Raw genomic sequence first — 13,115 nt, forward strand, 5'->3', positions numbered from 1 at the left:
GGCATAGGAGACAATAAGTAACAGGAATATGCCAGAACCTAATGAAACACGCACTCCGACGGTCGGCGTCATCACGGTAACTTACAACAGCGGCCGATTCTTCGAAGAGTACCTGCGAGCGCTGGAAGCTCAGACACGATTGCCAGACCGGATCATCATCGTAGATTCAGGCTCTCCTGAGCCACAGTTTCTTGAGATGGCATCGAGCTCATCGCTTCCACTTGAGATCATTCGAAAGAATAATGTGGGATTCAGCGTTGGAAACAACCTGGGCTGGCGGCTTGTCCGCGATCTGGACTATGTGCTGTTTCTCAATCCTGACGCTTTTCTGGCTCCAGACTTTTTCGAACGCGCCCTGGCCTACATGGAGGAGTCGCCGTCTGTCGGGCTGGTTACTCCCTCCCTTATCCGATATGACATCGACACACATCAGCCCCTCGATGCCATCGATTCGACCGGCGTAGTGCGGGGAAGATTTGGACGGATAGTGGAACGCGACGAAGGGCTGCCCGTAACAGCGCTGGCACAGTACACAGCACCCAACGAAGTTCCGTGGGTCTGCGCCGCAGTCGCGATGGGACGGCGCGAAGCGATGGAGGCTGTCGTTGAACATGGAGATCAGCTTTTTGACGAAAGCTTATTTATGTACAAGGAGGATACCGACCTTGCCTGGCGGGTACGGCGAGCCGGCTGGTTGAATATCCATCACCCTGCGCTTAAGGGCTTTCACTGCCGGGGCTGGCAGAGCCGAAAATCAATGTCGCGCAAAACGAGGCTGATGACAGCGCGCAACGACGCAAAGATCAACGCGAAAAATCGCTCTCCGTTTATGGTGATCGGCATATTTAAATATGTCCTGGTGCTGTTGTTCGATCTCTAGAATGCTCGGCGCATATGAGCTCTGACGATTTGCAGCCGAAGTTTGACCTGGGTCCAGCGGCTAAGGCCCTGGTTGGCGTTCCTGCTGTTCAAGTGGCACAAGACTAATGGTTCGTCGATAAAGAACGTGTCACCACCAGACATGGTGTTGCTGGCACCGATCCAGACATCGGGCAGAAAAGGCTGCCCGATGGGGAACGGAAGTACATGTCGCAGCAGCGAAGATCGAAAGGCCAACAGGGGTATCCGAGAGGGGTTGTGCGACAGATTTGTAACTGGCTTCCCATGGTCGTCGATCAGCGCCACGCCACTACCGATCACCTGCACCGCAGGTTGCGCTTTAAAAGCAGCAGTCACCTTGCGCACCGTGTCGGGCATCCACAGGTCGTGATCGTCGCATAGAAAGAGAAGATCACCTGTAGCGCAACGCAGCGCATCCTCAAACGCCGAGACGAGACCTTTTTTCCCGGCATGCGAAACGAACAGAATCTTAGGCGTCTGAGAATTAGTGGCTAGCTCCTCCTGAAGATGCCGGACGATTTGTAGCGTGCCATCCTGAGAACCGTCATCGACGATTACGATCTCATCCTTAGACCCGAGCTGGGGAACAATGGATCGCAACTGCGCCTCGATGTAATGTTCCCCGTTATGGGGAGCCATGCAGACTGAGATCTTTGGCCCCGCAGGCCGTTTCCATGTGACCAAGGCTGGCCCCAGTTGTTCACGGGTAACAGACCTCCAACGCGCGATGCGATGGGTACGGGTTCGAAACAGACGAAGCCAGAGAGCTTCGAGTGTAAGCCGGCGCAGTTCCTTGCTGTCATGCCTGATCCAATGCTTGAGGACCCTGCCGAGCAGACGTGCCGTCCGCTCGAATCCCGCCAGGACGTTCATCTCCAGGTCCCAGAATGCGGATTCTGCGATCAGGATGTTTTTATATCGCCTTGGCGAGACGCGCTCCTGCATGTTGAGCATGGAGAAGTCATGACCGAGCTCCAGCGAGCCGGCAACATATACTCGTTTGCCAAAGTTGCCGAGTTGCTTATACAAGGACGAGTCGCTGTTATCGAGCCAGAACCATGGCGAGTAGCCTCCTATCTGCGCTAGCGCGGCCACGTTGACCAGAGATCCGGAGTTGAAGGCGTAGACAGTCTGATCGGGAATCCCATCAAAGCCTGCCGGGAACCAGCGTGGCCAAGCCCCACCAGCGAAGTAGTTGGGCGAGACCACACGCCCACCAGCCAGTATCTGCGGCACGATGGCGCCGACATCCGGGCGTTCGCCAACCCGGGCAATTACGTCGAGAAATACTTCGAGGGAATGCACCGGCAATTCGGTGTCCTGGTCAAGCGTCAGCAACCAGTCATATTTGTCTTCTACCGCGATGCTAAGAGCATTGTTGTAGGCGTTTGCCAGGCCGCTATTGCTGGCATCGGCAGCAAAGATAACGTTCGCAGGCAAACCCGCGGGAGGAGAGGCTCCCGGCGTATTGTCATGAAGGATGATCAGGAGATCGAGCAGGTCGGAAGCAACGTGCTGCGCCGCCCGCAGAAGACTCCGGTAACTGGCAGACTCCTCCACTGCGATCTTGTACAAAACGATGACAGCAATGATGCGCCGCTTCATGCAATAGCCTCTGATTGTTTGTGTTTCCTGGAGCAGAACCAGAACGCTTCAGGAGGGGCGGACCAGAACAACATGACCACGCTCAAGACGGCAGGCATCATGAGAGGAAAAGATCTTTACGCAGTGAACGCCAACCTCGAGCATAGCGCTGATAGTGCCTGAGATGAGCCAATATCCAGCAGACCCTGAGCACGAGATTACGCGGCATAAGAGAACGTTGGCGGAGAAACAAGACCTTCTCTTTCAGAGCTTTCAACAGCTTGATATTCGAAGGGGAAAGTTCCTGTACTCGCAAACGCAGATCCTCAAACTGATTTGAGACGCGTGCATATCGCTTTCGCTCCGTGTCTCTTATCTGCTTCAACCGCTCCGCACGCGAGCTACCGCCGATACCCAGTTGCTGTTGGGCATGCAAACGATACCCAATTAAAGTCTCTTGCACGGGCACGATCCGCGACTGCAGAACCAGCATCCAGGTAATCCAGCCATCGTGAATCCAGGACGCAGGAATGGGATGCCAGCAGGATCGAAGTCCAGCGCGAACCATCAGCGTAGCCCCAGTAACGATGTCACGCTGGAGTAACAGGTCGATCGCCCCACCGCGTTTGAACTGTTCCTGCTTGCTACGATCAAAACCATGAAGCTGCCAGAGCGTCTGCGCAGACTGATTGTGCTCGCTCCCCCTAGCAGGTGCTCCGCGATCATCGATCAGAGTGGCATCTGAAAAAACGCCTCCCAGTGTCGGGTCGAGTTCGAGAATTGCGCCCATACGGCTCAACTTCTCCGGGAACCAGAAATCATCCTGATCACACAATGCGATGAGATCTCCGTTCGCCCGTTCGAGAGCCTGATCGAAGTTCGGCGTCGATCCCAGGTTTTCTGCATTGACGATAACGTGTACGGGAAAACCGGCTTTCTCTCGAAACTGCTCCAGGATCGCAACTGTGCCGTCACCCGAGTTGTCGTCACAGACGATCAACTCCGCAGGCTGCCTCGTCTGCCTCAAAATACTGTCCAGCTGCTCCGCCAGATGCGCGGTACCCCGGTAGGTACACATCACTACTGAAATACGCAACGACGGATTTTGTTCAGGCATCATCGATTAATCTCTGGCGATTATAGTCAAACGCCGTGTCCTGGACGGTTGCCAAGCGACTCTAACGGCAGGCTTTTCGCCCTTCTGAGATTCGGCGATCTTCGATAGGAATGTCCTTGGGGCGATATGCTGTGCCAACAATGGAGACAACGCCGGTCCCTCTCGGCGAGGCCCTAATCCAGCAGACAAGTCAACGTCTAGGTTGCCAGGACAGAACGCAGCCGCAGCAGTCTTGATTGTAAGTGGTCCGTAAGGAGACGACGATCGTCAGGACGAAGCACCATTCGCCATAACATTCCAGCCGCAAGCGCTTCACATAGAACCGTAAGCGCAAACGTGGAGCTGTTGCCATGCAACCACCGATGAATCACCAGGAACAACCCCATCGGTACGACCATGAGTGAAGTCGGCCGCAGGATCTGCAGCAGAAGTTCCACCCGGGAAAACTGAACCGCGCTCGTCTTCTTCATGCTGACGAAGAAGTGGAGGGCAGCACCAGCTATGGCTCCTACCAAGGTTCCCAGAGCCACCCCGACCGCTCCATACAAGCTTGCACCGATGACGCTGCAGGCCAGGTTGACGACACCCTCTCCGATCGGGGACAAGAGCATCTGACGCTGCTGCCCGGCGCTGAATCCAACCAGCGCATAAGGCATCAGGGTAAGCCGCACGATCTGTGCCAGTATCAATATTTCGGCAAAAGTGGCCGCGTGCGACGCATAGTCCGTACTGATCCACCAGCTCAGCATCGGGTGTAGTCCCAAAGAGAGAAACAGACCAAGAAGACATAGAAGACAGGTGGAGAAGCGTGTGACCTTCAGGAGTACCCGGCCGAGATGTTCTGGCGTACTGTTGCTATGGATTGCGGTAGCAATCGGCATCACCGGGGTGATGATCGCGCTGTATGGAACCATCAGCATGTTGCTCAGCGTGGTCGCGATTGCGTAATAGGCCGCATGCTGGAAATCGAAGGCCGTCACGATCGGCATGTCGAGACCCGAGATGAGCAGCGAAGTAAATTGGGTCAGCAGAATGGCTGCCGAGAATGAAAAGAATACGCGGACGGAGCTGCGCGAAAGCAGGCGAACACCAAACTGCGGCCGCGCTGGAAGGCGGCGAAGGGCCAGCCAGTAAATAAGAGGTTGAACCAGGACACCGATGGAACTCAGGCTGGCCATCCAGACCAGGCCCCAATGATGAAGCGCAGCCCAGGCCGTTCCCACCGCGCTGATCACCTTTCCCGTCGTGCTTGCGATAGTGATGACAGCATTTCGCTGCAGCCCAACAAAAATGCCTGCAGTGGCGGCGAAGGGAAGCGTCACGATATATGAGAACCCGATAATCAGGAGGACTCGCCGGGCTATATCGTTCATAGTCTGCGAGCTGTGCTGTAGCAGGTCCGGAAGCTTCCAGGCCAAACCGAGAAGAGCTACCGTAGCCACACAAGAGGCGACCAGCAATAAGACCAATGCACTGCTCACCATCTGCGACATATAGCGCAGATCATTCCTGCTATCAGCTTGCGCCACAAAACGGCCCACCGCTCCCTGGATCGCGCTGTCCACCAGAAAGATATAGCCGCCCATCTGTAGCGTCAGAACCCAGATGGCGTAGCTGTCCTTACCCAGCGTACGGACCAACAATGGCGGCAGGACCAAGACCAGAACCCAGGCACTTCCCTGGCGAATCAGGTTCGCCGAGGCATTCTTGGATATAGTTCGGATGGTGGATGCAGGTACGGAAGACTTACCGAAATCGGACGGGTCCGGAGGGATATTCGGTGAGTCGTTTTTTTTCTCCATGCTTAGCTCAGTGTACGCATTTCCCCGGCGAATGGACTATCATTAGCACTCCCTCACCCTTTGCCGGGTGCTGAAGCACCCTGAAAGCGCGTATAAAGAATTCAGCATTATGGACACGACGCGACCACGGCAGCAGGCCATCGAAACTGACCAAGATTCTATTCCTGGTGCAACGACAATAAGTACACCGATGACCTTTAGCAACTTTATAGATATTCTCTGGCAGAACAGGAAGGCCATTCTCCTCAGTGGCGCGAGTGTCTTCGTACTCGCGACAATTCTGGCCTTTGTTCTCCCGTTTACCTATACGGCCAGCGCCACATTCCTGCCCCCCGGAACAAACACAGGTGGCTCCAGTGCAATCGCCATGATGGGGCAGTTATCGGCACTGGGCGGCGGCGGCGGCGCCAGCAGCCTACTCGGCGGCAAAAGCCAGGCCGACCTCTTCGTAGGACTTCTGAAGAGTCATTCCGTCTCTCACGCCTTGATCCAGCGCTTCGATTTGAAAAAGGTCTATAAGGTAAAAAAAGAAAGTGATGCCGCCAAAGCGCTTACAGCCCACAGTAACTTCGAGGCAGACAGCAAATCCTCCATCATCCAGATTGAGGTAACGGACAAGAGCCCCCAGCGAGCCAGCGACCTCGCCAATGGTTATCTCGAGGCACTCCAGGATGCATCGGCTAACCTGGCGCTCACTGAAAGCTCCCAGCGCAGACTCTTCTACGAGCAGCGCCTGGCCAAGGAGCGCGACGATCTGGCCAACGCAGAGGTTGAACTCAAGCAGGACCAGGAAAAATCCGGCCTGATCGCACCCGCCGGACAGACCGCGTCCGAACTTCAGACCCTCGCTCAACTGCGCTCGCAGGTGTCCGAACGCGAGGTGCGCCTGGCATCCCTCCAGTATTATGAGTCCGAAGACAATCCCGACGTCCTGCGTCTCCGTCAGGAGATTGCCAGTCTGAAGGAACATGTCGCTCAACTTGAAAATGGCCAAAACAAAGGGCAGTTCGGCAGCTTCTCTACCGCCCAGGTACCAGAGATGCAGCTCGAATACATTCGCAAGGCTCGTGACGTCAAGTACCACGAGGTCCTCTTCGAGAGCATAGCCAAGCAATATGAGGCAGCGCGCCTTGATGAGGCAAAGGACACACCACTCCAGATCATCGACAAGGCGACTGTCCCCGACACCAAGTCAGGCCCTCATCGTGGCATCATCATGCTCATCGGCCTCATTCTTGGTCTCATGGCAGGTACGGTATGGGTCCTGTTTCGGGTTGCGCAACAGCAGGCCCGGTAACCTCCGGACGCTGGCTACCGGTTCCGGGAGACGATCCGATGGAGGGTCCCATTTCAATCCAGGCCGCAGGACAGCAATTCGGGCAGACCCGTCGACAGCCAGATATTCTGGCCTTTTTCGACAACGCCTTCGACTGGTTTTTCTACGTGTACGTCTTTGCCACCATCGCCCTGCCCGGTGGTTCATTTTACGGATTCAACTTCAAGTCCCCCATGTTTCTGGGCCTGCTTCCCCTGTCTGTTTACAGCTTGTTCCATCGCAAGCAGGCCACGCCAACCGAGATCGCGCTGGCGATCGCGGTTCCCGCCATTCTCACAGGCTGGGTGGTCCTGGGACTCAGTAATGGCTTCGCCTTATCGGGTGTAATGCGCCAATACATGGACATCCTGATTACGGTGCTGATCTGCTGGCTGGCCACCATCTTTTGTAATAACGATGAGACCAGGCGGATAAAATTTCTGCGTCTCATCTTGAATGCCGTACTCGCAGCCGCAGTTTTAAAGATTGCAGTCATCGCTTATGCGGTAATACGCGGTATCCCTGTGGTCCAGATGGTGCAATTGCTGGACAAGATCTTTGACACCGAGTTGATGACAATGGATCTGGGAGACCTGTTTGGACGGGTCCAGTTTGTCTCCGACGGACTCATTCCAGTTTGCGTCTTCATTCTCCTGCGTCATCGCGACCGTCTGAAGATCGGCAATGCCTTGGCATCGCTGATGATTCTGCTGTTGCTCATCTCGGTCACTTTCAGCTTTTCACGCTTCTTCTGGGGCTTTACGGCCTTCGCCTTTATCGTGGGTCTTGCCCTGGGAAAGAGGGACAGGTTTCAGCTCAGCGTGATCGTCGTACTCAGCCTCTCCTTCCTCGCGGCCCTGCCTGCTCTCGTGAGCGTGTATCAGCTTCGCTTTTCGACAGCTGTTGCCGGAGGCTCGGATGAGCTACGCACGGAGCAAGTTCCGCCCTTGCTCCGCTTCTTCACTTCGGCTCCATTCTTTGGCCATGGCATGGGAAGCTATACGAACGAAGACGTACGCGGCGAGACCGAGGCAGGGCGCGCTGCCTATGAAGTACAACTGCTTTCCGTTCCCGCCCAGATTGGCCTTCTGGGGACGTCGCTCTTTTTGATCCTGGGTTTCTACTACTATGACCACCTTTGGTGGAAGAGCCCATTAAAGTGGTCGGATCGAATTGGAATCACGCTGTTGCTTGCTTTCTGGGTCGCAGCGGGATTGACCAACCCCCTGCTGTTTCATCCCCTCTCGGGGATAAACTACGCCGCGCTTGCCACACTCGCCACGCTCAGAAGCAAGAAGAATGCGACTCTCACGCCATCCACTTAGAGCAAATTTCCTGTTACTGGGAAGTTGAATCGGGCGTGCAGTGCCGTTTTTCTGGGGAAAAACGGCCATAAATGTCGCGGTTCCGCCATACACCTACAGGAATTTGATCTAGCTCACGAGCCCCAGTTGCCTATTTCGCAACCCACTTCTTGTTCTCACACACATACAGGCTCTTCCCATACAGGCTATCTCCACTTGAAAGATTGCTATAAAGCGATCCGGTAACGCAAACCCCAGCACCCGGAGGAGGTGGGCCAGAGCCATTGGTCCAGGTCAAGCCACCCTGAACGATCCCCGTTGCTGTGCTCTGCGAAATCACACCATTGGCTCCGAAGTGCGTATCCCCTTCTACGACATCCCATGCCGAGATGCCCTTTGTGTTCCCGACCACGGGGGTTGCATGTGCGTAGTTGCCGGCAGAGCCATGAATTGTCAGGCTTCCCGCCGTCCCTGTGCCATTCCAGTCGATGAGTTCAGCCATGGGGTGCTCAGCCTGAAAATCCACCCCCTCGAGAATGATCGTGTTATTCAATCCGAACACCTGGAGAAACGCTTTCGAACTTCCGGGCCGGGCACTCTCGTAAACAGTGCCGCCGAAGAGACTCAATATGCTTGAATTTCCCACCATATTGATGATGGGGCCGGAGTCCTGTTCGAAGTGAACTCCATGCCCTTCGTAGGCTACGTTCGTGCCGCTTAGTGCGAACTTATTCCCCGCATAGAAAGGCTGGCCAGGAACACCGCCCGTATAGTCGATCGATCCGCCATATTGCTTAATCTCATACCCGATATCGTTTACTATGCCGGTCTGGTAATTGTTGTTGATTACTACAGCATAAAGATCGAACTGTTCCCCAGCGCCTACGGTGTTGTTCGGCGCCCAAATTCCTTGATAGTTATTCGAAATCTCTCCGCCCATTTGACTGTTCAGCGAACTGAAGCCACCAAGCATAATGCCCGTGTGGAAACCCTCAATATGCAGATTTTGATTCGACTGTGCATATGCGCCATAGTCGGAAGGAACGACTACACCCGAAGGATCGCCGCCAATGAGAAGACCGGTGGTATCGCCGAAGCCCGCGCCAAGATGATTTCCTGGCCCTTGCAACCAGAGATTGTTGATTCCACCGGTGACATTCGCGTAAGAGTCGGACAGGAAGCCGGCCTCTGCAATGGCCATGGTTTTGCCGAGATAAACAATCTGCGCTCCATTCCCCTCAATCGTTACGCAATTCGGCTTGATCATCGTCGTCGAAGATGAATACTTGCCGGGTGGGATCCTGATAACTCCGCAATGTTGCACGCGTTCTCCCGAGGTATGGACAGGCATCAGAGGAAGCTTGAGAATCGCCGCGTTAACCTGGGCCCCCAGATCCGTGCCGCTGTCTGCAGCAACTTCGACTCCGCTCCCCGAACCGTTCGTGGGCGTCACTGCGGCAGACCTGGCCGGTTCGCTCCCATTGCCGGGCGTGCCTCTGTAGGCGGGGACCTGAGCCTGAAGGGACGCACAGAGCAAAGCGGACACGGCTAGTTGTTTTACTAAGGTCGAATACTTCAGCAAGGTCCTTTACCTCGAATCATTTTGCGACGGGCAAACAGCAGCCACAGGAATCATGTTCGCTCAAAGCTGGGTGGCTCTTCAACGAAGGACGCCGAATGCCTTGTAGCGCGCAGCAAGGGTACGTAGTGAGGCAAGCTGTAGAAGCTTGGGGGCCCTTGATAAAAGTCTGACGGCCATATCGTAAGATGGCAGTAATTCTTATGCCATCGCATCCTTTACCTCGTCGAATCTATCTCTTCCTTCTCGTGATTGGGAGCTTGCTGCTAGCGATTCCTTTTCACCTTCGTCCGGAAAACTTTATCGTCGACGATGGTTTCTTCTACCCGCAGGTGGCACGCTTCATCGTGCATGGGCAGGGAAGCACCTTCAATGGAATCGTGCCGACCAATGGGTATCACCCCCTATGGATGGGGATCTGCGTCATCGCTGCCTGGATCACGCCCTCATCGAATGCGCTGATCCAGATTCTCGGCATCGTCCAGGACCTGCTTCTGGTGGGCTCCATTGCATTGATCGCGTACATCGCCAGGGCTGCCAGGCTGCGGGGCGCAGCGCTTGCATGCGTACCACTTCTCTTCTTCGGAATGGTAGTGGGAATGTGGCGGCTGCTCGAGGCTAACCTCGCACTCTCTCTGCAATTGGGAGTGCTGATCCTGGTTATTCCTGTGTTTCCCGATCTGCAGAAGCGGTTGGGGCGTTGGCGAAATCCGCTTACGGGCGCGTTGCTCGGACTGGTCATGCTCGCACGCCTCGACCTTATGTTTTTTGTATTCACCGTGCTGGTCTATGAACTCTTCCGCAGAGATGAATCTTCTACCTGGACCTCACGGCTCATCGATTGCGTCGGGCAGAGCATCATCATCGGCCTGCTACTGGCCCCCTATCTCGCGTGGAACTGGACGAACTTTCATCATCTGCTCCCCATCAGCGGAGCGATCAAAAGCTCCTTTCCCCATGTGCAGCATTGGGGCCTGGCAGGCTACATGTACCCCGTTGCCGCTGCCATTCTGCTGAATGCCTCACTTCTGTTCAAGCCAGCACGAACAAGCTTCGATAAACTCTGTCTCCTGACGTCGGCCGCCGCCGCCCTGCACATGATGTACACCATCAGCTTCGGCCAGATGGCGCCCTGGTACCTCACCACAGGCTACCTGGCTGTGGCGTTCTGCATCATCTGGGTCACAGAGTGGCTGCTGCAACGCATACCTGCCCTGGCCTGGCTGGAACCCGCTCTCGCTGGCTTCTTCTTCCTGGCCTTCCTGATGCTGGGAGCCCTTCGGCTCTTTTCAAACTTCACCTACACCCATCTTCGTACCGGCCAGCTCTCCTTTAATGGAACTTATCGAGAACCTAAAAAAGCGCTTGCCGAGAAGCTCGATCAAGCTCTACCACCGGGCAGCCGGGTCATGATCTTCGACGCTCCCGGCGGAGTAGCGTTCTACTCTCACGCGGGTATCCTTCCCGTAGACGGACTCATCTCCGACTATGCCTATAACCGCGAAGTCGTCAGCGAAACCCTGACCGGCTATATGAGCAAGGAGCACATCGACTACTTCATAGCTCCGTACCTGCATGCCGGACAGACCTATGACAGGCTCCATATGCAGGGGACAAGCATACCCACCGGGCAGGTCATGACCGTCGAAGCGCCCCTCACGCATCAAAGCGCTGGGTCGATCACCCTCACCGATGCAAATCTTGTCCTGCGCTTTCGCGAGATAAACCCCGACCTCGAGACGATTTATCCCGAGGTCGGAGTCTGGCGTGTTCCGCATCCGGGTGATACCCACTAGCGCTACAGAGAGCTGGCGAGATACGCTTCTCTGCCGGCTTTACTTACCAATACAGAAGGTCGAGAAGATACGTCCCAGGATATCGTCCGTCGTCGTTGCGCCGGTCAGAGAGTCGAGTGCGCGCAAGGCTGCGTGCAGATCCAGCAACATAAGCTCGTGAGGCAGGCCGTTGATGTTGGCGGCTTGCGCGGTGGCGAGGGCTTGCAGGGTTGTGGCGACGGCTTCCTGCTGGCGCAGGTTGTTCAGGGCGCCGGAGTCGGCGAGGGCTCCCTCGGCTTGTAGGGCGCGGAGGATGGCTGTGCGCAGTTCTTCCAGTCCTTCGCCGGTGAGGGCAGAGGTCAGAATTGGCGCTGGCGTTCCCTCAGGGGCTAAAGCCCCTTTGCTTTGTCTGGTGGGAATGTACGGGCTGAAGCCCGTACCCTTCAAGCTAGAACTTGTGTCCTGCGAGCTGAAGTTCGTGCCCTTCGACATGAAGGCTGTGCTCTTCAGGCTGAAGTCCGAACCCTGCAAATCGATCTTGTTGAGCACCAGCAGGTGCGGGCGGCCTTCGAGGGAGGCGGCCAGGGTTCGTTCTTCTTCCGTCATCGTCTGCGTGGCGTCGTGGATGAGCAGTACTAGGTCGGCGTCGGCGAGGGCTTCGTGGGAGCGGGCGATGCCGAGGGCTTCGGCTTCGTCGGCGGGGCGGTCGCCCTGCAGACGCAGGCCGGCAGTGTCGATAAGGCGTAGCGGAATGCCGCCCAGGGCTAGTGATTCCTCCACGGTATCGCGGGTGGTGCCGGGCAGCGGGGTGACGATGGCGCGGTCGCGCTCCAGCAGGCGGTTAAAGAGCGACGACTTACCCGCGTTGGGGCGGCCGACCAGCGCGAGGGAGGCGCCGGAGCGCAGCATCTGGCCGTGACGAAAGCTTGCGGCCAGGGCTTCGAGCGGGGTCTGCACGGAGAGGATCGCGGCTTCGATCTGGGAGGGGGGGACGACGTCGACGTCGTCCAGCTCTCCTGAGGCGAAGTCCATTCCGGCTTCGAGCAGGGCGATCAGGTGCAGCAGCGACTCCTTGGCCGGAGCCACGCGGCGGCTCATCGCGCCGCCCATCTGCTGCGCGGCTACGCGGGCCTGGTCGAGCGTCTGCGCGGCGATGAGGTCGTGAACGGCTTCGGCCTGGGTAAGGTCGAGGCGTCCGGAGAGGAAGGCGCGCTGCGTGAACTCGCCCGGGGTTGCCAGGCGTGCGCCATGCGACAGTGCCGCGCGTACGATCGCCTCCAGCACTACCGGCGAGCCGTGTGCGGCGATCTCGATGAGGTCGTCGCCGGTGTAGGAGTGCGGGGCGAGGAAGGCGGTGACGATGGCGTCGTCGAGAGTTTTGGCGTTGGGGTCCGCGGAATCGAGTACGCGGGCGAAGCGGGCGCGGGCGTGCTCCAGCGGTTGGGTCAGTTGGAGGAGTTGTGCGGCGATGGGGAGCGATTGCGGACCCGCAAGCCGCACAATGCCGATACCGCCGCGGCCCGGCGGTGTCGAAATCGCGACGATGGTGTCGACGTCGGGCGAGGCGGGGTGCGTGGGCATAGTTAAGGATGACACGATTGGTTCTGGCTGGATGTTCCGTGCAACAGTTGTCGCCGCGCCAGAATTCGGGACAGTCGCGAACTGTAGAGGTGACACCCAATGCGGGGGGCCTTCGCGTACCGCTCAGGATGACGACGAAAAACAGGCAACGGCGCACG

The 13,115-nt window shown here is 56.7% G+C and carries 9 protein-coding genes; 4 read left to right on the plus strand and 5 right to left on the minus strand.

What is annotated here, in order from left to right:
* Positions 1–28 precede the first annotated feature (28 nt).
* A complete protein-coding gene (locus tag ACIX8_RS24105) occupies positions 29–880 on the plus strand; it encodes a glycosyltransferase family 2 protein (protein WP_014268020.1) in 852 nt (283 codons plus the stop codon).
* Here ACIX8_RS24105 and ACIX8_RS24110 read toward each other — a convergent pair.
* From ACIX8_RS24110 to ACIX8_RS24120, 3 genes are all read right to left on the minus strand, one after another.
* Positions 877–2,505 (minus strand): glycosyltransferase, encoded by a 1,629-nt coding sequence (locus ACIX8_RS24110; RefSeq protein WP_014268021.1) that lies wholly within the window; start codon positions 2,503–2,505, stop codon positions 877–879. The genes ACIX8_RS24105 and ACIX8_RS24110 overlap by 4 nt on opposite strands.
* A gap of 97 nt (positions 2,506–2,602) precedes the next feature.
* Positions 2,603–3,604, minus strand: a complete 1,002-nt coding sequence (locus ACIX8_RS24115; protein ID WP_014268022.1) for a glycosyltransferase — start codon at positions 3,602–3,604, stop codon at positions 2,603–2,605.
* Positions 3,605–3,798: 194 nt separating this feature from the next.
* Positions 3,799–5,403, minus strand: a complete 1,605-nt coding sequence (locus ACIX8_RS24120) for a lipopolysaccharide biosynthesis protein (protein ID WP_014268023.1) — start codon at positions 5,401–5,403, stop codon at positions 3,799–3,801.
* Between the two features lie 190 nt (positions 5,404–5,593).
* Between ACIX8_RS24120 and ACIX8_RS24125 the strand changes: the two genes are divergently transcribed.
* Both ACIX8_RS24125 and ACIX8_RS24130 read left to right on the plus strand, forming a co-directional pair.
* On the plus strand, positions 5,594–6,700 hold the full coding sequence (locus ACIX8_RS24125; RefSeq protein ID WP_014268024.1) for a GumC family protein: 1,107 nt from the start codon (positions 5,594–5,596) through the stop codon (positions 6,698–6,700).
* Positions 6,701–6,738: 38 nt separating this feature from the next.
* The gene (locus ACIX8_RS24130) at positions 6,739–8,043 is read left to right on the plus strand and encodes an O-antigen ligase family protein (RefSeq protein ID WP_014268025.1); all 1,305 of its coding nucleotides are present in this window, start codon (positions 6,739–6,741) and stop codon (positions 8,041–8,043) included.
* A gap of 130 nt (positions 8,044–8,173) precedes the next feature.
* Here ACIX8_RS24130 and ACIX8_RS24135 read toward each other — a convergent pair whose 3' ends face one another.
* Complete coding sequence (locus ACIX8_RS24135; RefSeq protein ID WP_150110728.1) at positions 8,174–9,568, minus strand: hypothetical protein; 1,395 nt, start codon at positions 9,566–9,568, stop codon at positions 8,174–8,176.
* A gap of 236 nt (positions 9,569–9,804) precedes the next feature.
* Between ACIX8_RS24135 and ACIX8_RS24140 the strand changes: the two genes are divergently transcribed.
* Positions 9,805–11,397 (plus strand): hypothetical protein, encoded by a 1,593-nt coding sequence (locus ACIX8_RS24140; protein WP_014268027.1) that lies wholly within the window; start codon positions 9,805–9,807, stop codon positions 11,395–11,397.
* A gap of 39 nt (positions 11,398–11,436) precedes the next feature.
* Here ACIX8_RS24140 and mnmE read toward each other — a convergent pair whose 3' ends face one another.
* On the minus strand, positions 11,437–12,972 hold the full coding sequence (gene mnmE, locus ACIX8_RS24145) for a tRNA uridine-5-carboxymethylaminomethyl(34) synthesis GTPase MnmE (RefSeq protein ID WP_223295431.1): 1,536 nt from the start codon (positions 12,970–12,972) through the stop codon (positions 11,437–11,439).
* Between the last annotated feature and the right edge of the window lie 143 nt (positions 12,973–13,115).

Source organism: Granulicella mallensis MP5ACTX8, assembly GCF_000178955.2.
Classification (GTDB): Bacteria; Acidobacteriota; Terriglobia; order Terriglobales; family Acidobacteriaceae; genus Granulicella; species Granulicella mallensis.

Excerpts from the sequence above, each read along its gene's own strand:
- ACIX8_RS24105 (WP_014268020.1), top strand. The coding sequence starts at position 29 with ATGCCAGAACCTAATGAAACACGCACTCCGACGGTCGGCGTCATCACG.
- ACIX8_RS24110 (WP_014268021.1), bottom strand. The coding sequence starts at position 2,505 with ATGAAGCGGCGCATCATTGCTGTCATCGTTTTGTACAAGATCGCAGTG.
- ACIX8_RS24115 (WP_014268022.1), bottom strand. The coding sequence starts at position 3,604 with ATGATGCCTGAACAAAATCCGTCGTTGCGTATTTCAGTAGTGATGTGT.
- ACIX8_RS24120 (WP_014268023.1), bottom strand. The coding sequence starts at position 5,403 with ATGGAGAAAAAAAACGACTCACCGAATATCCCTCCGGACCCGTCCGAT.
- ACIX8_RS24125 (WP_014268024.1), top strand. The coding sequence starts at position 5,594 with ATGACCTTTAGCAACTTTATAGATATTCTCTGGCAGAACAGGAAGGCC.
- ACIX8_RS24130 (WP_014268025.1), top strand. The coding sequence starts at position 6,739 with ATGGAGGGTCCCATTTCAATCCAGGCCGCAGGACAGCAATTCGGGCAG.
- ACIX8_RS24140 (WP_014268027.1), top strand. The coding sequence starts at position 9,805 with ATGCCATCGCATCCTTTACCTCGTCGAATCTATCTCTTCCTTCTCGTG.